Origin of the sequence: Streptomyces sp. NPDC002176, assembly GCF_044903645.1 — a bacterium.
GTDB lineage: Bacteria > Actinomycetota > Actinomycetes > Streptomycetales > Streptomycetaceae > Streptomyces.
This window is the reverse complement of record NZ_JBJDQW010000003.1, coordinates 182,561-203,626: the sequence shown is the minus strand read 5'-3', so window position 1 is coordinate 203,626 and position 21,066 is coordinate 182,561. Positions and strand designations below refer to the sequence as shown.

21 protein-coding genes and 1 pseudogene are annotated in these 21,066 nt (G+C 73.5%); 13 read left to right on the top strand and 9 right to left on the bottom strand.

Annotated elements, in window-relative coordinates; genetic code table 11:
- Positions 1–13: 13 nt before the first annotated feature.
- Both hrpB and ACI2LY_RS14720 read right to left on the bottom strand, forming a co-directional pair.
- The gene (gene hrpB / locus ACI2LY_RS14725; protein WP_404707478.1) at positions 14–2,533 is read right to left on the bottom strand and encodes an ATP-dependent helicase HrpB; all 2,520 of its coding nucleotides are present in this window, start codon (positions 2,531–2,533) and stop codon (positions 14–16) included.
- 34 nt (positions 2,534–2,567) lie between these two features.
- On the bottom strand, positions 2,568–3,404 hold the full coding sequence (locus ACI2LY_RS14720) for a class I SAM-dependent methyltransferase (RefSeq protein WP_404708141.1): 837 nt from the start codon (positions 3,402–3,404) through the stop codon (positions 2,568–2,570).
- Positions 3,405–3,776: 372 nt separating this feature from the next.
- Here ACI2LY_RS14720 and rpsA point away from each other — a divergent pair, with 372 nt between their 5' ends.
- From rpsA to ACI2LY_RS14700, 4 genes are all read left to right on the top strand, one after another.
- On the top strand, positions 3,777–5,279 hold the full coding sequence (gene rpsA, locus ACI2LY_RS14715) for a 30S ribosomal protein S1 (RefSeq protein WP_388992165.1): 1,503 nt from the start codon (positions 3,777–3,779) through the stop codon (positions 5,277–5,279).
- 230 nt (positions 5,280–5,509) lie between these two features.
- Positions 5,510–6,448: a PAC2 family protein gene (locus ACI2LY_RS14710; protein WP_404707477.1), complete on the top strand. Its 939-nt coding sequence runs from the start codon at positions 5,510–5,512 to the stop codon at positions 6,446–6,448.
- A gap of 32 nt (positions 6,449–6,480) precedes the next feature.
- Positions 6,481–7,098: a dephospho-CoA kinase gene (gene coaE, locus ACI2LY_RS14705; RefSeq protein ID WP_404707476.1), complete on the top strand. Its 618-nt coding sequence runs from the start codon at positions 6,481–6,483 to the stop codon at positions 7,096–7,098.
- 50 nt (positions 7,099–7,148) lie between these two features.
- On the top strand, positions 7,149–7,529 hold the full coding sequence (locus ACI2LY_RS14700) for a tetratricopeptide repeat protein (RefSeq protein WP_388992158.1): 381 nt from the start codon (positions 7,149–7,151) through the stop codon (positions 7,527–7,529).
- Positions 7,530–7,539: 10 nt separating this feature from the next.
- Here ACI2LY_RS14700 and ACI2LY_RS14695 read toward each other — a convergent pair whose 3' ends face one another.
- A complete protein-coding gene (locus ACI2LY_RS14695) occupies positions 7,540–7,866 on the bottom strand; it encodes a DUF6343 family protein (RefSeq protein WP_404707475.1) in 327 nt (108 codons plus the stop codon).
- Positions 7,867–7,994: 128 nt separating this feature from the next.
- Between ACI2LY_RS14695 and ACI2LY_RS14690 the strand changes: the two genes are divergently transcribed.
- The gene (locus ACI2LY_RS14690) at positions 7,995–8,678 is read left to right on the top strand and encodes a class I SAM-dependent methyltransferase (RefSeq protein WP_404707474.1); all 684 of its coding nucleotides are present in this window, start codon (positions 7,995–7,997) and stop codon (positions 8,676–8,678) included.
- Positions 8,679–8,702: 24 nt separating this feature from the next.
- Here ACI2LY_RS14690 and ACI2LY_RS14685 read toward each other — a convergent pair whose 3' ends face one another.
- Entirely contained in the window at positions 8,703–9,254 is a 552-nt protein-coding gene (locus ACI2LY_RS14685; protein WP_404707473.1) for an RNA-binding S4 domain-containing protein, read from the bottom strand.
- Positions 9,255–9,388: 134 nt separating this feature from the next.
- On the opposite strand from ACI2LY_RS14685, the gene ACI2LY_RS14680 reads away from it, so the two are divergent.
- Complete coding sequence (locus ACI2LY_RS14680) at positions 9,389–10,909, top strand: YfcC family protein (RefSeq protein ID WP_404707472.1); 1,521 nt, start codon at positions 9,389–9,391, stop codon at positions 10,907–10,909.
- Between the two features lie 24 nt (positions 10,910–10,933).
- The gene (locus tag ACI2LY_RS14675) at positions 10,934–11,632 is read left to right on the top strand and encodes a uracil-DNA glycosylase (RefSeq protein ID WP_404707471.1); all 699 of its coding nucleotides are present in this window, start codon (positions 10,934–10,936) and stop codon (positions 11,630–11,632) included.
- Here the strand turns inward: ACI2LY_RS14675 and ACI2LY_RS14670 are convergent.
- Both ACI2LY_RS14670 and ACI2LY_RS14665 read right to left on the bottom strand, forming a co-directional pair.
- Positions 11,629–12,081, bottom strand: coding sequence for a GNAT family N-acetyltransferase (locus ACI2LY_RS14670; protein WP_404707470.1), 453 nt, complete (start codon positions 12,079–12,081; stop codon positions 11,629–11,631). The genes ACI2LY_RS14675 and ACI2LY_RS14670 overlap by 4 nt on opposite strands.
- Entirely contained in the window at positions 12,078–12,488 is a 411-nt protein-coding gene (locus tag ACI2LY_RS14665; protein WP_404707469.1) for a RidA family protein, read from the bottom strand. Before ACI2LY_RS14665 ends, ACI2LY_RS14670 begins: the two co-directional genes overlap by 4 nt.
- Positions 12,489–12,582: 94 nt before the next feature.
- Between ACI2LY_RS14665 and ACI2LY_RS14660 the strand changes: the two genes are divergently transcribed.
- From ACI2LY_RS14660 to ACI2LY_RS14645, 4 genes are all read left to right on the top strand, one after another.
- A complete protein-coding gene (locus tag ACI2LY_RS14660; protein ID WP_404707468.1) occupies positions 12,583–13,404 on the top strand; it encodes a nucleotidyltransferase domain-containing protein in 822 nt (273 codons plus the stop codon).
- Positions 13,405–13,460: 56 nt separating this feature from the next.
- Positions 13,461–15,311: an FUSC family protein gene (locus ACI2LY_RS14655; protein WP_404707467.1), complete on the top strand. Its 1,851-nt coding sequence runs from the start codon at positions 13,461–13,463 to the stop codon at positions 15,309–15,311.
- Between the two features lie 98 nt (positions 15,312–15,409).
- A complete protein-coding gene (locus ACI2LY_RS14650; RefSeq protein ID WP_404707466.1) occupies positions 15,410–16,054 on the top strand; it encodes a DUF899 domain-containing protein in 645 nt (214 codons plus the stop codon).
- Positions 16,055–16,197: 143 nt separating this feature from the next.
- Positions 16,198–16,380: a hypothetical protein gene (locus ACI2LY_RS14645; RefSeq protein WP_404707465.1), complete on the top strand. Its 183-nt coding sequence runs from the start codon at positions 16,198–16,200 to the stop codon at positions 16,378–16,380.
- A gap of 3 nt (positions 16,381–16,383) precedes the next feature.
- On the opposite strand, the pseudogene ACI2LY_RS14640 reads toward ACI2LY_RS14645, so the two are convergent.
- The 3 genes and pseudogenes from ACI2LY_RS14640 to ACI2LY_RS14630 form a co-directional block, all read right to left on the bottom strand.
- A pseudogene (locus ACI2LY_RS14640) lies at positions 16,384–18,245 on the bottom strand (ABC transporter ATP-binding protein).
- 269 nt (positions 18,246–18,514) lie between these two features.
- Positions 18,515–18,937, bottom strand: a complete 423-nt coding sequence (locus tag ACI2LY_RS14635; protein WP_404707464.1) for a hypothetical protein — start codon at positions 18,935–18,937, stop codon at positions 18,515–18,517.
- The gene (locus tag ACI2LY_RS14630) at positions 18,934–19,635 is read right to left on the bottom strand and encodes an ATP-binding protein (RefSeq protein WP_404707463.1); all 702 of its coding nucleotides are present in this window, start codon (positions 19,633–19,635) and stop codon (positions 18,934–18,936) included. The genes ACI2LY_RS14635 and ACI2LY_RS14630 overlap by 4 nt, the downstream gene beginning before the upstream one ends.
- 240 nt (positions 19,636–19,875) lie before the next feature.
- On the opposite strand from ACI2LY_RS14630, the gene ACI2LY_RS14625 reads away from it, so the two are divergent.
- Both ACI2LY_RS14625 and ACI2LY_RS14620 read left to right on the top strand, forming a co-directional pair.
- Positions 19,876–20,736, top strand: a complete 861-nt coding sequence (locus ACI2LY_RS14625; protein ID WP_393911287.1) for a helix-turn-helix transcriptional regulator — start codon at positions 19,876–19,878, stop codon at positions 20,734–20,736.
- Positions 20,736–20,990, top strand: coding sequence for a DUF397 domain-containing protein (locus ACI2LY_RS14620; protein WP_404707462.1), 255 nt, complete (start codon positions 20,736–20,738; stop codon positions 20,988–20,990). The genes ACI2LY_RS14625 and ACI2LY_RS14620 overlap by 1 nt, the downstream gene beginning before the upstream one ends.
- The last annotated feature ends 76 nt before the right edge of the window (positions 20,991–21,066 follow it).

Sequence of the window (21,066 nt, the reverse complement as noted above, 5' to 3'; positions counted from 1 at the left end):
CGCCTGAGGTCCTTCACCGCCTGAGCCGGGCCGTCGTGTGGCGGGTCGGCTCGGCGGTGGCCGGGTCCTCCGGCCAGGGGTGCTTCGGGTACCGCCCGCGCAGCTCGGCCCGGACCGCCCGGTAGCCGTCCCGCCAGAACGAGGCGAGGTCCGCCGTCACGGCGGCGGGCCGCCCGGCGGGCGACAGCAGATGCACCAGCAGTGGCACCCCGGCCACCTCCGGGGTCTGCCGCAGCCCGAACATCTCCTGCAACTTCACCGCCAGCATCGGCCGTTCGGGGTCCGTGTAATCGACCCGGACCCGCGACCCGCTCGGTACGGCGATCCGCTCGGGCGCCAGCTCGTCCAGCCGGGCCGCCTCCCCGCCCGCCCACGGCAACAGCCGCGCGAGCGCCTGCCCGGCGTCGATCCGCCCCAGGTCCGCCCGGCGCCGGGCCCGGCCCAATTCCGGCTCCAGCCAGGCGTCCACGCGGGCGAGCAGCGCCTCGTCCGACACGTCCGGCCACGGCTCCCCGAGCCGCGCCCGCAGGAACGCCAGCCGCTGCCGCAGCAGTTGAGCCTGCTCCGGCCATCGCAGCAGCCCCAGCCCGTCCCGCGCCAGACCGTCGAGCAGGGCCGTGCGCACCGCCTCGGGGCCGACGTCGGTCATCGGCCGTACCGCCAGCTCCACCGCACCCAGCCGCTCGACCCGCCGCGCCACGACATCGCCGTCCGCCCAGCGCACCTCGTCCCGTTCCGTCAGCAACGAGGCGGCGGCGGCCCGCGCCACGTCCTCCCGTACCGCCGCCCCGAGCCGCACCCGCCCGTGCCCCTTCCCCACCGGCCGGTCCGCCACCGCCACCACGATCCACGGCACGCCCCGCAGCGCCGACCCCTCCGCCAGCTCGACCCGGGTCCCGGACACCATCAGATACGAGCCCCCGTCCAGCCGGGCCACCCGCTCGGGGAAGGCGAGGGCGGCGACCTGCCCCACGGTGGCGTCGTCACCGGGGCCGGGGTCACGGCCGGCCGGGGCGCGCGTGCCGGACGCGGCCGGGCGGGCCTCGCCGCCCGACACCCCCCGCAGCCGCCGCACCTCCGCCGCCCACCGGCCCGCGTACGCGTCACCGCCCCGGCGCGCTCGGCGCAGGGCGGCGGCGAGATCGTCCCCGTACTCACGCGGGACCTCCTCCGACAGCAGGGCGACCGTCTCCGCGCCCGCGGCGGGGGCGTCCAGGAGGGCGCGGCCGAGGCGCGGGTGGAGGCCGAGGCGGGACAGGCGGGTGCCCCGGCGCGTGGCCCGGCCGGACGGCTCGACCGCGCCCACCGCGGTCAGGATGTCCCGCGCCGCCGCCATCGCCCCGGCCGGAGGTGCGTCCAGCAGGGCCAGGCCCGTGGCGTCCGGGTCGCCCCAGCAGGCGGCCTGGAGGGCGAAGGCGGTCAGGTCGGCGACCTTGATCTCCGGGGCCGGGAAGGCGGGCAGCCGGGTGTCCTCGGCCTCGGTCCAGCACCGGTACACCGCGCCGGGCGCCTCCCGTCCGGCCCGGCCCGCGCGCTGGGCACCGGCCGCGCGGGACGCCCGTACCGTCGCCAGGCCGCTCAGTCCGCGCGCGTGGTCCACGCGGGGCTCCCGCGCCAGGCCCGAGTCGACCACGACGCGGACGCCCGGCACCGTCAGGGAGGACTCGGCCACCGAGGTCGCCAGGACCACGCGGCGCCGTTCGCCGGGGGAGAGCACCGCGTCCTGCACGGCGGCCGGGGCCCGGCCGTGCACCTGGAGCACATCGACGCCCGGCAGCTGCCCCAACTGACCGGCCACCCGGGCGATCTCGCCCACACCGGGCAGGAAGCACAGCACGTCACCGGTCCGCTCGGCCAGCGCCCGCCGCACCGTCGAGGCCACATGTGCGAGCAGCTCCGGGTCCACCCGCATGCCGTGCGGCGGCCGTACCGGACGCGTCGGGGGCGCCCACACCACGTCCACGGGATGCGACACCCCGGCCGCCTCCACCACCGGGGCACCGCCGAGCAGCCGGGACCAGCCCTGTGCGTCCGTGGTCGCGGAGGCGGCCACCAGGCGCAGGTCGGGCCGCAGGGTCCCGCGTACGTCCCAGAGGAAGGCGGCCGCCGTGTCCGCGTCGAGATGCCGCTCATGGCACTCGTCGAGCACCACCACATCCGTGCCCGCCAGCTCCTGGTCCCGCTGGAGCCGCTGAAGGAGGACACCGGTGGTCACGACCTCCACGCGGGTATGGGGGCCCACCACACGTTCGCCGCGCACCGTGTGGCCGACGCTGACACCCGGCTGCTCGCCGAGCAGCCACGCCATCCGCCGGGCGGCGGCCCGTGCCGCGATCCGCCGGGGCTCGGCCACCACGACCCGCCGCGCCGGACCCCCGCCGACCAGCCCGGCCAGCACCAGCGGCACCAGGGTCGTCTTGCCGGTGCCGGGCGGCGCCACCAGCACGGCGGTGCCCCGCCCGTCCAGCGCGGCGGTCAGGTCGGGCAGGGCGGAGCGCACGGGCAGCGCGGCGAGGGCGTCGTCACGGATCACGCCCCCAGTGTCGTACGCCGGGCCGCCGGGGTCGTCAGTCCCGTTCGCAGACGAAGATCGCGGTACCGGGGATCAGGTTGCCGCGCAGCGGGGACCAGCCGCCCCACTCGGAGGTGTTCCAGGCCGGCCACTCCGGCTCCACCAGGTCCACCAGCCGGAAACCGGAGGCCGCGATGTCCCGCACCCGGTCACCGAGCGTGCGGTGGTGCTCCACATAGACGGCGCGCCCATCGTCGTCCTGCTCCACATAGGGAGTGCGGTCGAAGTAGGACGCCGCCACCGAGAGACCCTCCGGGCCCGGCTCGTCCGGGAACGCCCAGCGGATCGGGTGCGTCACCGAGAACACCATCCGGCCGCCCGGCCGCAGCACCCGGCGCACCTCACGCAGCACCAGCCGGGGATCGGCCACGAACGGCAGCGCGCCGTACGCCGAGCACACCAGGTCGAAGGAGGCGTCCGCGAAGGGCAGCGCGCCCGCGTCGGCGCACACCAGCGGGAACTCCGCGCCGATGCGCAGCGCGTGCTGGAGCTGCCGGTGGGAGAGGTCGAGCGCGACCGGACGGGCTCCCTGGGCGGCCAGCCAGCGCGCGCACTGCGCCGCGCCCGCGCCGATCTCCAGGACGTCCCGGCCCTTCAGCTCCTCCGCCGGGCCGAGCAGCTCGGCCTCGACCTCGTCCAGGCCCTCCGGGCACCACACGAAGCGGTCGTCACCGAGGAAGGTGCCGTGCTCGACCTGGTACTCGTCCGCGTTGCGGTCCCACCAGCCCCGGTTGGCGCTGCTGCTCTCCGCGACCCCCGCGTCACGCCGGGTGGCTTCCGGCTCTGATTCTTCGGGCCCCTCAGGGTCGTGCCCCACAGACTCTTGGATGATCGGCTCCCTCGTCGTACTCTTCCGTCCAACCGGCCTCCCGGACGCGTGTCACGGAAGGGATCGCACGGTCACGTGCGCCTGGTCGGGACGATTCCCGCGCCGGGTATGCGGTGATCCGTCCGCGCTGTGCGCCTTCGCGCATTGACCCTGCCCGGCTGCCCCCGTATGCTACAAGTTGCGCTGCGGGCCTGCGCACCTCAGACGTAGCAGGTCGCGCTCGCATCTGTATGTATCCCTCGGTTCTCGAGGCGCCACCGGGCACCCGGTGCTCAAGTGGCGCTTCCTTGGCTGTCCGGCTTCTGCAGAGCGAAACGGGCTCCCGGCGTAAGCAGTACCTACGACTTCAATGTCCGCACCGGAGCCCTTTCCCACATGACGAGCAGCACCGAGACCACCGCCACCACCCCGCAGGTTGCGGTCAACGACATCGGCGACGCGGACGCGTTCCTCGCGGCGATCGACGAGACGATCAAGTACTTCAACGACGGCGACATCGTTGACGGTGTCATCGTCAAGGTCGACCGGGACGAGGTCCTCCTCGACATCGGTTACAAGACCGAAGGCGTCATCCCGAGCCGCGAGCTCTCGATCAAGCACGACGTCGACCCGAACGAGGTCGTCAAGGTCGGCGACGAGATCGAGGCCCTGGTTCTCCAGAAGGAGGACAAGGAAGGCCGCCTGATCCTCTCGAAGAAGCGCGCTCAGTACGAGCGTGCCTGGGGCACCATCGAGAAGATCAAGGAAGAAGACGGCATCGTCACCGGTACCGTCATCGAGGTCGTCAAGGGTGGTCTCATCCTCGACATCGGCCTCCGTGGCTTCCTGCCGGCCTCCCTCGTCGAGATGCGCCGCGTCCGCGACCTCCAGCCCTACGTGGGCAAGGAGCTCGAGGCGAAGATCATCGAGCTGGACAAGAACCGCAACAACGTGGTCCTGTCCCGCCGTGCCTGGCTGGAGCAGACCCAGTCCGAGGTTCGCCAGACGTTCCTCACGACCCTGCAGAAGGGTCAGGTCCGCTCCGGCGTGGTCTCCTCGATCGTCAACTTCGGTGCCTTCGTGGACCTGGGTGGCGTCGACGGTCTGGTGCACGTCTCCGAGCTGTCCTGGAAGCACATCGACCACCCGTCCGAGGTTGTCGAGGTCGGCCAGGAAGTCACCGTCGAGGTCCTCGACGTCGACATGGACCGCGAGCGTGTCTCCCTGTCGCTGAAGGCGACCCAGGAGGACCCGTGGCAGCAGTTCGCCCGTACGCACCAGATCGGTCAGGTCGTCCCGGGTAAGGTCACCAAGCTCGTTCCGTTCGGTGCGTTCGTCCGCGTGGACGAGGGCATCGAGGGTCTGGTCCACATCTCCGAGCTGGCCGAGCGCCACGTGGAGATCCCGGAGCAGGTCGTCCAGGTCAACGACGAGATCTTCGTCAAGGTCATCGACATCGACCTCGAGCGTCGCCGCATCAGCCTCTCGCTGAAGCAGGCCAACGAGGCGTTCGGCGCCGACCCGGCCTCGGTCGAGTTCGACCCGACCCTGTACGGCATGGCCGCGTCCTACGACGACCAGGGCAACTACATCTACCCCGAGGGCTTCGACCCCGAGACCAACGACTGGCTCGAGGGCTACGAGACCCAGCGCGAGGCGTGGGAGGGCCAGTACGCCGAGGCGCAGCAGCGCTTCGAGCAGCACCAGGCCCAGGTCATCAAGTCCCGCGAGGCGGACGAGAAGGCCGCTGCCGAGGGCGTCGACACCCCGGGTGCGGCTCCGGCCGCGTCGGGTGGCGGCGGCTCGTACTCCTCCGAGGGTGCGGACACCTCCGGTGCGCTTGCTTCGGACGAGGCGCTTGCCGCGCTGCGTGAGAAGCTGGCGGGCGGCCAGAGCTGAACGCTCCCCGCTGAGGGTTAGCCGGTAGTCAAGCTTGAGGGACTCGTACCTTTCGGGGTGCGGGTCCTTCAGGCGTTTCTGGTGCGTCGTCAGGTGCGGGCCCGTGGGGGTTGAGCGCGCAGTTCCCCGCGCCCCTAAGGGAATCGATGCTGAGCCCTGTTTGGTGATCTTGGGAATGAGGGCGGGCGGCCTGGTGTTGGGATCTGTGGACACTAGGAGGGGCGGTCATCGTGGTTGATCCGCAGGGTTTGTTCGCTTGGGAGCCGAAGGGGCTCGCCGTGGTCGACGTGGCGTTGGCCCAGGAGTCGGCCGGGCTGGTCATGCTCTACCACTTCGACGGATACATCGACGCGGGCGAGACGGGCGACCAGATCGTCGAGCGCGTTCTCGACACGCTGCCGCACCAGGTCGTGGCCCGCTTCGACCACGACCGGCTGGTGGACTACCGGGCCCGCCGCCCGCTGCTGACCTTCCAACGGGACAGCTGGACCAACTACGAGGTGCCCGCCATCGAGGTGCGGCTCGTGCAGGACGCCACCGGTGCCCCGTTCCTGGTGCTGTCCGGGCCCGAACCGGACGTGGAGTGGGAGCGGTTCGCGCTCGCCGTGCAGCAGATCGTCGAGCGGCTCGGCGTCCGGCTGTCCGTCAACTTCCACGGCATCCCGATGGGCGTGCCGCACACCCGTCCCGTGGGCCTCACCCCGCACGGCAACCGCGTCGACCTGGTCCCCGGCCACCGCAGCCCCTTCGAGGAGGCCCAGGTGCCGGGCAGTGCCGCCGCACTGCTGGAGTACCGGCTCACCGAGGCCGGGCACGACGTCCTCGGTGTCGCCGCGCACGTCCCGCACTACCTCGCCCGGTCCGCCTACCCGGACGCGGCGCTGACCGTGCTGGAGGCGATCACCGCCGCCACCGGCCTCGTGCTGCCCGGCGTCGCCCACGGTCTGCGCACCGAGGCCCACCGCACGCAGACGGAGATCGACCGGCAGATCCGCGAGGGCGACGAGGAACTGACCTCGCTGATCCAGGGCCTGGAGCACCAGTACGACGCGGCGGCCGGGGCGGAGACCCGCGGCAACATGCTCGCCGAGCCCGTCGAGATCCCCTCCGCCGACGAGATCGGCCGCGAGTTCGAGCGGTTCCTCGCCGAGCGGGAGGGCGAGGCGTAGGTCCGCGGGCGGCAGGGTCTAGGCTGCCCGGCATGTTGAAAGTGGGGCTGACCGGCGGCATCGGGGCCGGTAAGAGCGAGGTGTCACGGCTGCTCGTGGAGCACGGGGCCGTGTTGGTCGACGCGGACCGGATCGCGCGGGAGGTCGTGGCGCCGGGTACGCCGGGGCTGGCGGCGGTGGTGGAGGCGTTCGGGCCGGAGATCCTCGGCGAGGACGGCTCGCTGGACCGGCCCCGGCTCGGCTCCATCGTGTTCGCCGACCCCGAGAAGCTGGCCGTCCTCAACGCGATCGTGCACCCCCTGGTCGGGGAGCGGTCCCGTGAACTGGAGAGCGCCGCGAGCGCCGACGCCGTGGTCCTGCACGACGTACCGCTCCTCACCGAGAACGGGCTGGCGCCGCTGTACGACCTGGTCGTGGTCGTGGACGCGAGCACCGAGACCCAGCTCGACCGGCTGGTCCGGCTGCGCGGGATGTCGGACGACGACGCCCGCGCCCGCATGGCCGCCCAGGCGAGCCGTGAGCAGCGCCGCGAGATCGCCGACATCGTGATCGACAACGACGTGCCGCTGGACGCGCTGCGGAAGCGGGTCGCGGAGGTCTGGGCCGAGCTGACGCGGCTCGCGGCCTCGCGGAGCGGTGGCGCGGAATAGCCGTTCGGCTCGGATGCGTTGGAACGGCGAAGTGAGGGAAGGACTTCGCCGTGCCCGAGATCAATGGTTCCGCCGGACGTACTCCGGAGACGGATGTCATCGACTTCCGCGCAGCCGAGCATCTGCTCGACGCGCGGGACCCCCGGGGCGCGGTGAAACTGCTCGATGAAGTGATCGCCGCCCACCCCGAGAACACCGCCGCCCGGCTGCTGCGAGCGCGCGCCTTCTTCGCCGCCGCGCAACTGCGGCCCGCCGAGCTGGAGTTCACCGTGGTGCTGGAGCGCGAGCCGGACAACGCCTTCGCCCACTTCGCGCTGGGCCGCACCTATGAGCGCCAGGGCCGCCCCGCTCAGGCCCGGCGTCACTTCCGGCTGGCCGCCGCACTGGACCCCAACCCGGACTATCTGCGGGCGGCCCGCTTCGACTCCTGAGCCCCGCCCGTCAGGGGTGGTGGTGCCGGGGCGCGGGCAGGCGGAGGAATCCGCGCCGCCGCCCGGGCCGTACCGGGGGCGCGTCGTGCACCGGCTCGTACGGGGGGACGTCGCGGCCCGGCTGGTAGTGCGGGCCCTGCCGCAGATGCCGGACGACCAGGACCAGGTCGGTGGTGACCACCAGCCACAGCACGGCGCACGCCACCGCCCAGCCGGTCCGCCCGGTGAGGGCGAAGGCCACCGTGCCGAAGACGGTCCAGGCGAACCCCCACACGCTCAGCCACAACCGCGCCCGCAGCGCACTGCGCGCGGTCGCCGGTTCACTCCCGGTACGCATCCGATCACCGCCTCTCTGGCAACGTACTCCGGTTCCCGTGATGGTGTGAATTGACTCGAACGAGTGGTTCGGAGCGGGACGGGAACGGCTGAGCGAAGATCGTCCGTTGTTACGGCATGAGAGTCGAGATGCGTGAAGGACATCAGGGCACGGGCCCCGGAGCGATCACCCCGGACGGCTGCGCGGTCGAGTTGTACACCCGCTTCCCGCCGGGCGACGAACCGGACGTGATCGCCGCGGCGGTGCCCGCCGGGGCGCACATCCTGGAGCTGGGCAGCGGTGCGGGCCGGATCACCCACGCACTGCTGGAGCGCGGTTTCCGGGTGACCGCCGTGGACGAGTCCGCCGAGATGCTGGAGCGGGTGCGCGGGGCGGAGCGCACCATACGCACGCCGATCGAGGACCTCGACCTGGGCGAGCGGTTCGACGTGGTCCTGCTCGGCTCGTTCCTGGTCCATGCCGCCGACCCGCGGCTGCGCCACGCCCTGCTCGACGCCTGCGCCCGGCATGTGGCCCCGGACGGCCGCGTGCTCATCCAACGGGAGGGGGCGGACTACCACGAGAACGTCCCGCGGGAACGCGTCGACCCCCGGGGCTTCACCGTCCGGATCGCCTCGGTGGAGCCGGTGGGCGACGGGGTGAACTCGGTCCGGGCCGAGTACACGTTCCCCGACGCCCACTGGACCCAGACCTTCCGGAGCCGACCCCTGACGAAGGAACAGTTCGAGGTGGCGCTCAGCGAGGCGGGGCTGCGCGTGGACGCCGAGCTGACCGACGACGGCACGTGGGTGCGGGCGGTGCCGGAGGGCTGAGGGTCTGGGGGAGTCGGCCGGGGCTCAGCGGCCCGGCCGACGCCTGCCGGTGTCCGGGGCGTCGGCAGTACTGGGGGCGTCCGGGGTGCCCAGGCCCCGCAGACGTTCCAGTTCGCGGCGGTCCCGCTTGGTGGGGCGGCCGGTGCCCCGGTCGCGGATGCCGACGGGGGCCACCGCCGCGCGGGGCGGGGGAGGAGGTGAGTTGTCGATGTAGCACTGCGCGGCCACCGGGGCGCCGACCCGCTTGCGGATCAGCCGCTTGACGATCACGACGCGCTCCCGGCCCTCGTGCCGCAGCCGCACCTCGTCGCCGACCCGCACGGAGTACGCGGGCTTCACCCGCTCACCGTTCACATGGACATGACCGCCCCGGCACGCGGTCGCGCCCAGCGAACGCGTCTTGACCAGCCGCACGGCCCAGACCCAGCTGTCGATCCGCACCGTCTCCCCGGCGCCGAGCCCGGCGGCCTCGGCGGCGGCCACCGCGGCGGCGGTGCCGGGGTCGGGCGCCGGTGCCTGCGGGGCGGCGGCCTCCTGGGTGCCGTCGGCGTCCGGGTCCTGCGAAGGGAGTGCCATGCAGCCGACCCTAACGCTCCGCCGCGCCGCGCCGGTACGGCGTTTCCCACCACTCCCACGCCCCGCCCCGGATGCGGCCCGCCCGCCCACCCCGGAGGCTGTTGCCGAGGTCGCGCCGGGAGCGAGGAGGTGACATGGAGACGGAGGCCGAGGTCGAGGAGCCGCCCCGGCACCGGCGGACGTTCACCTTCCCCAGCGCGCTCACCGTGCTCGCCGTCGTCACGATCGCCGTCTGGCTGCTCGCCTTCCTCATCCCGCCGGGCCAGTACGACCGGGACGCGTCCGGCGCCCCGGTGCAGGGGACGTACCACCGGGTCTCCTCCGGGGAGTCCTTCGTCGACCGGCTCAACGACCTGTTCCTGTCACCGGTCAACGGGCTCTACGGGCTCCGCGACGCGAAGACCGGTCTTGTGGGGCCCGACCTGGCGGGGGAGTTGTACGGCGCGGCGGGGGTGTTCCTGTTCGTGCTGGCCATCGGCGCGTTCATCACCGTCGTGTTCGCCACCGGCGCGCTCGACCGGGGCATCGCCCGGCTCGCCCACCGGCTGCGGGAGCGGGGCGCGCTGCTCATCGCCGGGATCATGGTGGTCTTCTCGGTGCTCGGCACCGTCGAGGGCTTCGCCGAGGAGACCCTCGGCTTCTACGGCCTGATCGTGCCGCTGATGCTGGCCCTCGGCTACGACCGGATGGTGGCCGTCGGCACGATCATCCTCGGCGCGGGCATCGGCGTGCTGTGCTCGACGGTCAACCCGTTCGCCACGGGGGTGGCCTCCTCGGCGGCCGACATCTCTCTCGGCGACGGCATCGCGCTGCGCTTCGTGATGTGGGTGGTGCTCACGGCCGTGACGGTCGCCTACGTCATCCGGTACGCCCGGCGAGTACGACGGGACCCGGCCCGCTCCCTCACCGGGTTCCTGCCCGGCGACCGCGACCACGCCACCGAGGCGCCGGACGCGGAACCGGAGCTGACCGGGCTGCACCGGGCGGTGCTGGCCACGATGGTCCTGGTCTTCGCGTTCATGATCTTCTCCGTGGTGCCGTGGTCCAGCGCGCTCACCGGGAACGCGGACGCCACCCCGTACGGCTTCGAGCTGGACTGGTCGTTCCCGCAGCTCGCCGCGCTCTTCATCTGCGCGGCCGTGCTGGTCGGGCTGGTGGCGCGGATGGGGGAGCAGCGGCTCAGCTCCACGATCGTGCAGGGTGCGGCCGACTTCATCTCGCCCGCGCTGGTCATCGTGCTGGCCCGCGGTGTCACCGTGATCATGAACAACTCGAAGATCACCGACACCGTGCTGCACGCCATCGAGGGTGTGGTGCGGGGCACCTCGTCCGGTGTCTTCGCGGTCATCGTGTTCGTGGTGAACCTGCCGCTGGCCTTCCTGATCCCCTCCACCTCGGGCCACGCCACGCTCGCCATGCCGATCCTCGCCCCGCTCGCCGACTTCGCCGGGGTGTCCCGCGCGGTCGTCGTCACCGCCTGGCAGGCGTCCAGCGGCTGGATGAACCTCTGGGTGCCGACCACCGCCGTCGTCATGGGCGGCGTCGCCCTCGCCAAGGTGGGGTACGACAAGTACCTCCGCTTCGTGTGGCCGCTGCTGGCCGTGCTGTTCGCGCTGATCTGCGGGTTCGTCGCGCTGGGCGCGGCGTTCACCTGACCGGCCCGGTCTACCGTGAGGGGCATGGACGACAGCGGTGCCCTCGCCCGGCTGGACCGGCGCGTGAGCGAGTGCCGGGCCTGCCCGCGCCTGGTGGAGTGGCGCGAGGAGGTGGCCCGTACCAAGCGGGCCGCGTTCGCCGACTGGACGTACTGGGGGCGTCCGGTGCCCGGCTTCGGGCCCGCCGACGCCCGCCTGGCGATCATCGGGCTGGCCCCCGCCGCGCACGGCGGCAACCGCACGGGCCGCATGTTCACCGGCGACCGCTCCGGAGACGTGCTCTACCAGGCCCTCCACGACCTGGGCCTCGCCTCCCAGCCGACCTCGGTCGGCATCGACGACGGGCTGGAGCTGTACGGAGTCCGGGTCACCGCGCCCGTGCACTGCGCGCCGCCCGCCAACAAGCCGACGCCCGGCGAGCGCGACACCTGTCGGCCCTGGCTGGTGCGGGAGCTGAAGCTGCTCCGGCCGACGCTCCGGGCCGTCGTCGTGCTCGGCGCCTTCGGCTGGCAGGCGGCGCTGCCCGCGCTCACCGAGGCGGGCTGGACCGTACCCCGCCCGCGTCCCGCCTTCGCCCACGGCGCCCACGTCCCGCTCGAAGGCGGCCTGGACCTCTACGGCTGCTTCCACGTCAGCCAGCGCAACACCTTCACCGGCCGACTCACCCCCGAGATGCTCCACGAGATCCTGGGCACGGCGGCGGAAGCGGCGGGTCTGCGCTAGCGGGGCTGCCAGACGTATCGCACGTCCGGCTCTTGTTCCTCGTTGTCGCGGCCGTCGGTGCGCTCCACGGCGACGAAGCCGTGGCGCTCGTAGAAGCGGTGGGCGGGCCCGTTCACCTGGAACGTCCACAGTGTCAGCCCGCCCGGCACGCGCTCCTTGGCCAGCGCCACGAACCGGTCACCGAGGCCGCGCCCGCGCTGGGCGGGGTCCAGGTAGAGCTGGGACAGCAGACCCCCGTCCAGCACCATCATGCCGACGAGCGCGCCGTCCGCCGCCTCGGCCACCCATGTCTCCCGCAGCGGGATCACCACGTCCCGGATGTGGGCGCGTACCTCGGCGTCCGAGCGGGGGCGGACGACCGTGGGCAGGGCGGCCGCGAAGGACCGCAGCCAGACGTCGGCCGTGGCGCGTGCGTCCGCCGGGACCGCCCGGCGCAGCAGGACCGTCACTCGCCCGCTTCCGGGATCGCGGCCGTGGCCGTGATCTCCACCAGCTGGCCGGTGTAGCCGAGGCAGGCGACGCCGAGCAGGGTGGAGGAGTGCGGGCCCTTGCTCAGACCGGACGCCTCCACCACCTCCCACACGGCCGAGAGCACCGAGGGCTGGTCGCTCACCACATACACCTCGGTCACCAGGACGTGCTCCAGATCACTGCCCACCGCCCGCAACTGCTCCCGCAGGTTGGCGATCACCTGACCGGCCTGGGCCACCGGGTCGCCCGGCCCGACCAGTTCGCCCCGCTCGTCCAGCGGGACCGAGCCCGCGAGGAAGGCGATCCGGGTGCCCGCCTCCACGACGGAGGCATGGGAGTAGGTCGGCGGCGGGAAGAGACCGGGCACGGTGACACGGCGGATCATGGCGGCTCCCTGGATGCGCGGGCGGACGACTGCCCATCATGGGACGCCCGAAGGCGCCCGCGCATCCGAATAACGACGACAGAAAGCGAGCACCGTGCCCGCCCTCTCCGACGCCGATTTCCTCTCCGCCACCGCCGACCGCCTCGCCGGGCTGCCCGCCGTCCGGGCCGTAGCGCTCGGCGGCTCGCGGGCCCAGGGCACGCACACCGAGGACAGCGACTGGGACCTCGCCGTCTACTACCGGGGCGGCTTCGACCCCGGTGACCTGCGCGCCCTCGGCTGGGAGGGCGAGGTCTCCGAGATCGGCGGCTGGGGCGGCGGGGTGTTCAACGGCGGAGCGTGGCTCACCATCGACGGCCGCCGGGTCGACGTCCACTACCGGGATCTCGACTGCGTCGAGCACGAGCTGGCCGAGGCGGAGCAGGGCCGCTTCCGGGTCGAGCCTCTGCTGTTCCACCTCGCCGGGATTCCCACGTATCTGATCGTCGCCGAGCTGGCCGTCAACCAGGTGCTGCGCGGCACCCTGCCCCGCCCCGCCGCCTACCCCGACGCGCTGCGCCGCACCGCCCCCGAACGCTGGCGGGGCACCGCCCGCGCCACCCTCGGCTACGCCCGCGCCAACCACGCCCCGCACGGCCGCCTCACCGAGGTCGCCGGTGCCCTCGCCACCGCCGCCGCCCAGGCCGCGCACGCGGTGCTCGCCGAGCGCGGGGAGTGGATCACCAACGAGAAGCGGCTGCTGGAACGCGCCGGACTCCGCCGGATCGACCGGGTGACCGGCGCCCTCACCCCCGAGACCCTCGTACGCGCGGTGACCGAGGCGGAGGAGATCCTGCTCACGCCACCGGGGCATCTTTCACCTCCCCGAAACCCGGGCGTCGCACCCACCACCGCGCCAAGCTCTACCCTGGAGTGACCCCCACTCGGCCACCGTCGTCCGAAGGCCCCCGCCCTCGTACGAACAGGAGCCCCGTGTCGCGCCCCGCCGTCCGGTCACTTCCGCCCTGGCTCGCCCACGCCTTCCGCGCCCAGCGCGGCCCCGTGCCCTGGAACGCGGTGGTCCGGGGCACCCTCGCCGCCGGACCGCTGCTGCTCGCCGGGGTCCTCACCGGACTCACCGCCCTGGGCGTCCTCGCCGCGATCGGCGCCATGCTCGCCGGGATCAACGACCGCCCCGGCAGCAGGCGCGCCTCCGTCGACCGGCTCGGCACCCCCGCCCTGGCCGGGGCCCTCGGCCTGCTCGCGGGCACCTACGGCGGCCAGCACCTGTCCGCCGTACCGCTCACCCTCGCGCTGACCGTGCTCGGCCTGGCCGCGGGCTCGATCAGCGCGATCGGCCCCGTCGCCTCCGCCGCGGGCACCCAGCTCCTCGTCACCGCCGCGGTCGGCGCGGGCACCCCCGCCGGACCACCCGCCTGGCAGGGCGCCCTCGCCTTCCTCGCCGGGGCGCTCTGGCTGCTCCTGCTCCGCCTCGCGCTGCCCACCCCCGGCTCCCTCGTGGGCGACTTCCGCTTCGACGGCGAACGCCAGGCGGTGGCCGACGTGTACGACGCCGTCGCCGCCCTGCTCGACGCGGCCGGAACCGACACCGCGCCCGCCCGCCGGGCCGCGCTCACCGCCGCCCTCGACCACGCGCAGGACGCCCTCGCCGGACCCCGGCTGCGCCGCCACGCCGCCTCCGCCGCCGAACGGCGCCTGCACGCCCGGTACCGGGCCGCGCTGCCCCTGGCCGAGGCCGCCACCGCCCTCGCCTGGGCGGGCGACCCGCTCGGCGCACGGGCCTCGGCGGGCCCCCGGCGGCTCGCCGCCGCCGTCCGGGACAACACCGCCGCCGGGCCACTCCCCGCCCCCACCCGCGCCGCACCCGCCCTGCGCGCCCTCGACGACGCCCTGCTGCGCGCCGCCGAGGCGTTCGACCGCGCCGGCAGTGCCCGTCACCTCACCCACGGCAGGCGTGGCGGCCTGCGCGGCGCGCTGCGGGCCATGTTCGGCACGGCGGGCCGTGAGTACGGGCTGCGCGTCGCCCTCTGCTTCGGCGCCGGGGCGGGCATCGCCCAGGCCCTGCACCACACCGGCTGGTACGGCAGCCACCCGCACTGGTACTGGCTGCCGCTCACCGCGGTCTTCCTCGTCAAGCCCGACCTCGGCCCGCTGGTCTCCCGGGTGCTGTGCCGGGCCACCGGGACCGTGCTCGGCGCGCTGGTGTTCGCCGGTCTGGCCGCCCTGCTGCCCCACCCGGCCGGACTGATCGTGCTGGTCACGGTGTGCGGCGCGCTGCTGCCCGTCTCCACCCGGCATTTCGCCGCGCTGACCGCCGTCGTCACCGTGCTCGTGCTCGCCCTGATCATGGTCGGCGGGGAGCCGCAGGCGTGCCTCGGCCGGATCGCCGAGACGCTGGTGGCCTGCGCGCTCGTCCTGATCGTCGGCCATCTGCCGATGCCGGGCCGCCACGGCGCCGGGGTCCGGGCCCGGCTCTCCACCGCCGGGGGCGCCGCGCACGCCTACCTCGTGCACGTCCTCGCCGAGACCGGCGACCACACCGAACGCTGGGCGCTGCGCCGCGAGGCGTACCGCACGCTGGCCGAGGCCCGTACCGCCATCGCGGTCTCCGCCGCGGAACTGCCCACCGTCGCACGGCACACCCGGGGCACCGACCAGGTGGCCGCCGTGCTGGAACGGCTCGTCGACACCACCACCGCCTGCGCGGTCCACCTGGACGACACCGGCCGCCTCACCCCCCGGCACACCGGCCAACTCCAGTCCGCGCTGCGGGAACTGGAGGCCGGGGGCCGGGACTGGACCGGGCTCCGCGCGGCCGCGTAGCCGTTCGCCGTTCCAGCGGAAAAAAACCGCCGCACGGCGATGAGTTGTGCATCCGTCCACGGTCAGTACCCGGAACAGACCGTAGGACAGGAGGGCTCATGTCGCTTCCGGAGATCGTCAGCCGCGAGCGGTGGCGGGCGGCGCGCGAGGAGTTACGGCGCAAGGAGGAGGCCGTCGAGCGGGCACGGGCCGCGCTCGCCGCCGAACGACGACGGCTGCCCATGATGGAGGTCTCCACCGAGTACGTCCTCGAGGGCGGCGACGGCAAGGCCACCCTCCTCGACCTCTTCGAAGGCCGTGCCCAACTCGTCGTCCAGCACTTCATGTTCGCGCCCGGGCAGGCGGCGGGCTGCCCCTGCTGCGCGGCCTTCCTCGACCAGCTCGGCCACCTCGCCCACCTCCGGGCCCGCGACACCGCCTTCGCGGCCGTCTCGCTCGCCCCCTTCACCCGCCTGCTGCCGTTCAAGGCGCGGATGGGCTGGACCGTGCCCTGGTACTCCTCCGGCCACAGCGACTTCAACCGCGACTTCGAGGCCACCGTGGACCGCGACGGCGCCCCCGCCGAACGCCCCGGCCTGAGCTGCTTCCTGCGCGACGGCGACCGGATCTTCCACACCTACTCGGTGTACGACGACGCCCTCGACGGCCTCGGCACCCTCTCCGGGCTGCTCGACCTCACCGCGCTCGGCCGCCACCCGCACGGCAGCGACCGGCTCCGCCTGCACGACGAGTACGAGCACTGACTCAGGTGCACGAGCACTGAGCGGACGCTCACGTTCGGCTGTGAACCGGTGTCGGCTATGTCTCAGTCCCGTCACCGGGCGAGGCGATCACCCCCTCCAGCGCGTTGACTCCGTTGAGTACGACGCGAGACTGGAGGTGCGAGATGGTGAACGGGCGGACCGTGCTCGAACGCTTTCCCGCAGGGGGCCCGCGCGGCTCGTGGCCCGCGGAGGAGTTCGCGTACGCGCGACGGCAGGAAGGCGTACCCGCCGAGGTCGTGATGGATCTGGCGACCGACACCTTCCTGGTGATCCTGCGCGGCGCCGACGGCGTGGGCGTGGACTGAGACTCAGCCGGGCCTGCGCTCCGGGACGGCGGCCGTGAACTGCCCGGCCTGGAGCGCGTACAGCTCGGCGTAGACCCCGCCCCGCGCGAGCAGCTCGTCCGGGGTGCCGGACTCCACCACCCGGCCCCGCTCCAGCACATGCACCAGATCGGCGTGCCGGACCGAGGCGAGCCGGTGCGTGATCAGTACGACGGTCTGCCCGCCCGCCGCCAGCGCCCGGATCTTCTCGAACACCGCCAGCTCGGCCCGCGCGTCCAGCGCCGCCGTCGGCTCGTCCACGATCAGGATGTCGCCGCGCCGGTAGGCGGCCCGCGCGATCCCGAGCCGCTGCCACTGGCCCCCGGACAGCTCGTGGCCGCCGGTGAAATTACGGGCCAGCAGCGTGCCCAGACCGCGCGGCAGACCCGCGACCACCTTCTCGGCACCGGCCTCCGCGACCGCCGCCGCCAGCCGCTCCTCGCTCAGCGGCACGGAGGAACGGCCCACCGCCACGTTCACCCGCGCGGTGAACGGCCACCGCTTGAAGTCCTGCGCCACCATCGCCACCCGCTCGGCCAGCAGCCGCCGGTCCGCCCGCGCCGCGTCGACCCCGTCCCACAGCACCCGCCCCCGGTCCGGCGCGTACAGGCCCGCGAGCAGCTTGACCAGGGTCGTCTTGCCCGAACCGTTCTCCCCTACCAGCGCGATGATCCGGCCCATGGGCAGGCTGAGGCTCACCCCGTCCAGCGCGGGCCGCGCCGACTCGCCCGGATAGTGGAAGGTGACGTCCTCGAACCTGATCTCCTTCGGCTCCTCCGGCAACGCCTCACCGCCCACCGGGATCGCCCGCTCGGCCGCCTCCACGTACAGCCGTTGCAGATCCCCGACGAACAGCGCCTCCTCGTGCAGCTGGTTGATCTCCAGCACCAGGGTGTCCAGGCTGCCCGAACCGGTACGGATGGCGATGACCGCCGTACCCGCCACCGACAGCGCCATCGCCCCCGCCAGCAGCAGCGCGCCCAGCGTGGCGTAGGTGGCGAGCGTGGCCAGGCCCGTCCACGCGGCCGCCGCCAGCCCGGTGCGGGCCGCCAGCCGGGACAGCCGGGCCTGCTCCGCCTCCGCCGTCTCCGACATCGCTCGGTAGTGCCGCAGCAGGAACGGGCCGACCCCGTGCACCCGGATCTCCGGCGCCGCACCGGGCTCGGTCAGCAGACTGCCGATCAGCTGCCCGGCCCGCACATGCTGCACCCAGGTATGGAACGACTCGTAGCGCCGCCGCGCGTTGGTCAGGGCGCTCCAGGCGCTGGGCAGCGTCATGGTGACCAGCAGCGGCAGCAGCGCGGGATGCAGCACGGTCAGCACACCGGCCGCCGCGATCAGCGAGATCACGCGTTGATCACCCGCGCGCCGTACGAGATCATGTGGCGCGCCGAACGGGCGCCGTACTGCGCGGTGTCCAGCAGTTTGTGGAAGGCGTGGTCCTCGATCGCGGCCAGCTCCACATGGGCCGCTCGCTCCAGATACAGCTCGGTCGCCACCCGCTCCACCTTGGGCTCCAGGCGCCCGGTGGCGTACGTCGAGGCGGCCCGCAGCAGCGCCGCGACCAGCATCATCGCGGCCATCACCGCGAGGGCGGGCACGGCCGCGCGCAGCCGGTGTGCGATGTCCGGGCCGGTGAGCAGGCTGCCGAGCGCGCTGTTCACGGCCAGCAGGCTGACCGCCTGGGCCACACCCCGGCCCACCTCGGCGGCGAGCACGGTCCGGGCGGCCCGCGGGTCCGCCTGCCGGGCCAGCCGGAGACTGGACGCCAGCATGCCAGGCAGTCGCCGCACCATCGACCGGAAACTCAGCTCCAGGAACGCGTCGGCGTGCTCGTTCCACCCCATGTCGTACCGGAGGGGGCCGCCGAACAGCAGCCGCTCCGACTCCGAGACCTGAGGACCGCCCGGCCCCTCCGCGCCACCTGGCCCCTCCGCCCCACCCGGGCCGTCCTGCTCCCGCCGCTGCCGCACCGCGAACCTCCCCGTCGCCGTGACCGAAACGGCCACTATCCCCGCGGGCGCCCGGAACGGGCAGAGCGCGAGCGGGGGTGACGGGGGCGTACGGGGGTGCGCGGGGACGGGGGTGCGCGGGGCGGGGCCGACGGCGGGTGCCGTCAGGCCGATATGGGCCGGGACCAGTCCGGGGTCGTGCCGGTGACCCGGCACAGGGCCAGGTACAGCGGGATCGGCGGGGTGTAGGGGATCGTGCCCGCGGGACGGCGCAGCAGGCGCGCGGTGCCGGGGACCGGGGCGCCCGCGGCGTACTCGGCGGGGGCGGGCCAGGGCAGGGCGTAGTCGGAGTCCGCCGGGACGATCCACCACCAGCGCCCGCCGTCGGCGTACACACAGCCCACCCGGGGCAGCCGGGGGACGATCAGCGCGGCCAGGCGGTCGGGCATGGCGACGGCGTCGCAGCCGAGCGGGGTGGTCATGCCCTCGGGCACCGGCGGTCCGGGGGGCCGGCCGGGGGCGGGGCGGGCACGTCCGAGGCGGACCAGGGTGTCCAGGCCGAGCGGCAGCCCGGCGGCGCCGGTCACGGCCGCCTCCAGGGGTCGTCGGGCCCGGCGGTGCGGGCGTACTGCTCCGGCACCCGTGCGTGACGCGGGGTGTCGGCGCGTTCGCCCTCGCCGGGGGCGCGGGCCGGATCGGGCTTGCCGCGCGCGCCCCAGCCGAGGTCGTGGCGCGGCTCGGCGGCCGTGTCGGTGCTGGTGTTTTCGTGGGACGGGGCGCGCGTGGGGCCGTCCGTCGCGGGGCCCCGCTCCAGCTCGGCCCAGACCAGCAGGCCCGTACCGTGCTCCTGTGCACCCCAGGCCCGGCACAGCGCGGCGACGAGAAGCAACCCCCTCCCGTGCTCCTCGTCGGGCCGCTGCTGTGCCGGGTGGGGCTCGCCGGGGGCGCATCCCTCGTCGCGCACGGCGATGCGCACCAGGCCGTCGTGGTCGAGCAGTTCGCACACCACACGACCGCTCGCGGTGTGCACGATGGCGTTGGTGACCAGCTCGGACATGACCAGGACCGCGCTGTCGCAGGTGTCCGCGCATACCGACCAGCCGGTCAGCCGGGCTCGTGCCAGGCGTCTGGCCTGGGCAGGAGAGCCTGGATGCGCGGCCAGCTCGAAGCGGAACCGGCGGCCGGCCCCGGCCGGAGCCGCTGCCGGTGCCGTTGCGACGCCGAGACGGGAACGGTCTGCGACGGAGTCTGTTCCTAAGGGCGCGGACGGAATCACGCTTGCCACTATCTCCCCGCCGTGAACACTTGGCAAGTGTCACTCTGAAAAATGCAGAGTGCTGTATGACGCGATGAACGGCCGTGGCACACTGCTCGCAACAGCACCTTGCGCGGCGCCAATTGGGACCGTCGACGATCCACTCGGATCATCGAACGCGTCTTCGAACGGCGCCGCAGGGCTGTCGGGGTTCCTTCACCAGGTATCCCCGCCCAGGCAACCGGTATCCCTTCCGTCGGAGGTGGCAACGTGAGCGAACCGCGGTCCGCGCCGACCGTGGGTCAGGTGGTCCTCGGCCGCCGCCTGCTGGACCTGCGGGAACGTGCCGGGCTCAAGCGCGAGGAGGCCGCCCGCGTCCTGCGCGTCGCCCCCGCCACCGTGCGCCGCATGGAGATGGCCGAGGTCTCCCTCAAGATCCCTTACCTGCAACTGCTGCTGAAGTCCTACGGCGTTCCCGAGGACGAGGCCGAACTCTTCGTCCAACTGGCCGAGGAGGCCAACAGACCCGGCTGGTGGCAGCGGTTCCACGACATCCTGCCGGGCTGGTTCTCCATGTACGTCAGCCTGGAGGGTGCCGCCGCGCTCATCCGTTCCTATGAGCCGCACTTCGTCCCCGGACTGCTCCAGACCGAGGACTACGCGCGCGGGGTGCTCAGATCCGGCGCCATCGGCCAGACCAGCCCGGACGACATCGAGCGCCACGTCGACCTCCGGATGCGCCGTCAGGAACTGCTCACCCGCCCCGACGCGCCCCGCTTCTGGGCGGTGATGGACGAGACCGCCCTGCGCCGCCCGGTCGGCGGCCCTGAGGTGATGCGCGCCCAGCTCGACAAACTCCTGGAGGCGACGACGCTGCCCGGCGTCACGCTCCAGGTGGCCCCGTTCGCCAACGGGCCGCATCCGGGCACGTACGGCCCCTTCGTACTGTTCCGGTTCGCCATGCCCGAACTCCCCGACATGGTCTACAGCGAGTACCTGACCGGCGCCGTCTACCTCGACGCGCGCTCCGAGGTGGCGACCCACCTGGAGGTCATGGACCGCATGGCGGCACAGGCCGCCACGGCACAACGCACGAAGGAGATCCTGCGGGATCTCCGCAAGGAGCTGTGATGGATCGCATCAATCCGCGCCGCCGCGTCTACAACGGCATGCCCGCGCGGGAACTGGGCGCCGTGGGCTGGCACAAGCCCTGGAGCGGCGGCAACGGCGGCAACTGCCTGGAGGCCATGAAACTGGCCGACGGCCGCATCGCCCTGCGCCAGTCCACCGACCCCGACGGCCCCGCGCTGATATACACCTCCGCCGAGATGACCGCCTTCATCACGGGCGCGAAGGCGGGAGAGGCGGACTTTCTGCTGTCCTGAACCGCTGTCACTGTTTTTGACTCTGCGCACCACCCTTGGCCCCCCCGTCCCCCGCCCCCGCCCCACCCCCTCCCAC

What these genes read in the sequence shown, in the direction of transcription:
- rpsA (WP_388992165.1), top strand. Translation starts at nt 3,777, where the DNA reads ATGACGAGCAGCACCGAGACCACCGCCACCACCCCGCAGGTTGCGGTC.
- coaE (WP_404707476.1), top strand. Translation starts at nt 6,481, where the DNA reads ATGTTGAAAGTGGGGCTGACCGGCGGCATCGGGGCCGGTAAGAGCGAG.
- ACI2LY_RS14695 (WP_404707475.1), bottom strand. Translation starts at nt 7,866, where the DNA reads ATGCGTACCGGGAGTGAACCGGCGACCGCGCGCAGTGCGCTGCGGGCG.
- ACI2LY_RS14690 (WP_404707474.1), top strand. Translation starts at nt 7,995, where the DNA reads ATGCGTGAAGGACATCAGGGCACGGGCCCCGGAGCGATCACCCCGGAC.
- ACI2LY_RS14685 (WP_404707473.1), bottom strand. Translation starts at nt 9,254, where the DNA reads ATGGCACTCCCTTCGCAGGACCCGGACGCCGACGGCACCCAGGAGGCC.
- ACI2LY_RS14680 (WP_404707472.1), top strand. Translation starts at nt 9,389, where the DNA reads ATGGAGACGGAGGCCGAGGTCGAGGAGCCGCCCCGGCACCGGCGGACG.
- ACI2LY_RS14675 (WP_404707471.1), top strand. Translation starts at nt 10,934, where the DNA reads ATGGACGACAGCGGTGCCCTCGCCCGGCTGGACCGGCGCGTGAGCGAG.
- ACI2LY_RS14665 (WP_404707469.1), bottom strand. Translation starts at nt 12,488, where the DNA reads ATGATCCGCCGTGTCACCGTGCCCGGTCTCTTCCCGCCGCCGACCTAC.
- ACI2LY_RS14650 (WP_404707466.1), top strand. Translation starts at nt 15,410, where the DNA reads ATGTCGCTTCCGGAGATCGTCAGCCGCGAGCGGTGGCGGGCGGCGCGC.
- ACI2LY_RS14645 (WP_404707465.1), top strand. Translation starts at nt 16,198, where the DNA reads ATGGTGAACGGGCGGACCGTGCTCGAACGCTTTCCCGCAGGGGGCCCG.
- ACI2LY_RS14620 (WP_404707462.1), top strand. Translation starts at nt 20,736, where the DNA reads ATGGATCGCATCAATCCGCGCCGCCGCGTCTACAACGGCATGCCCGCG.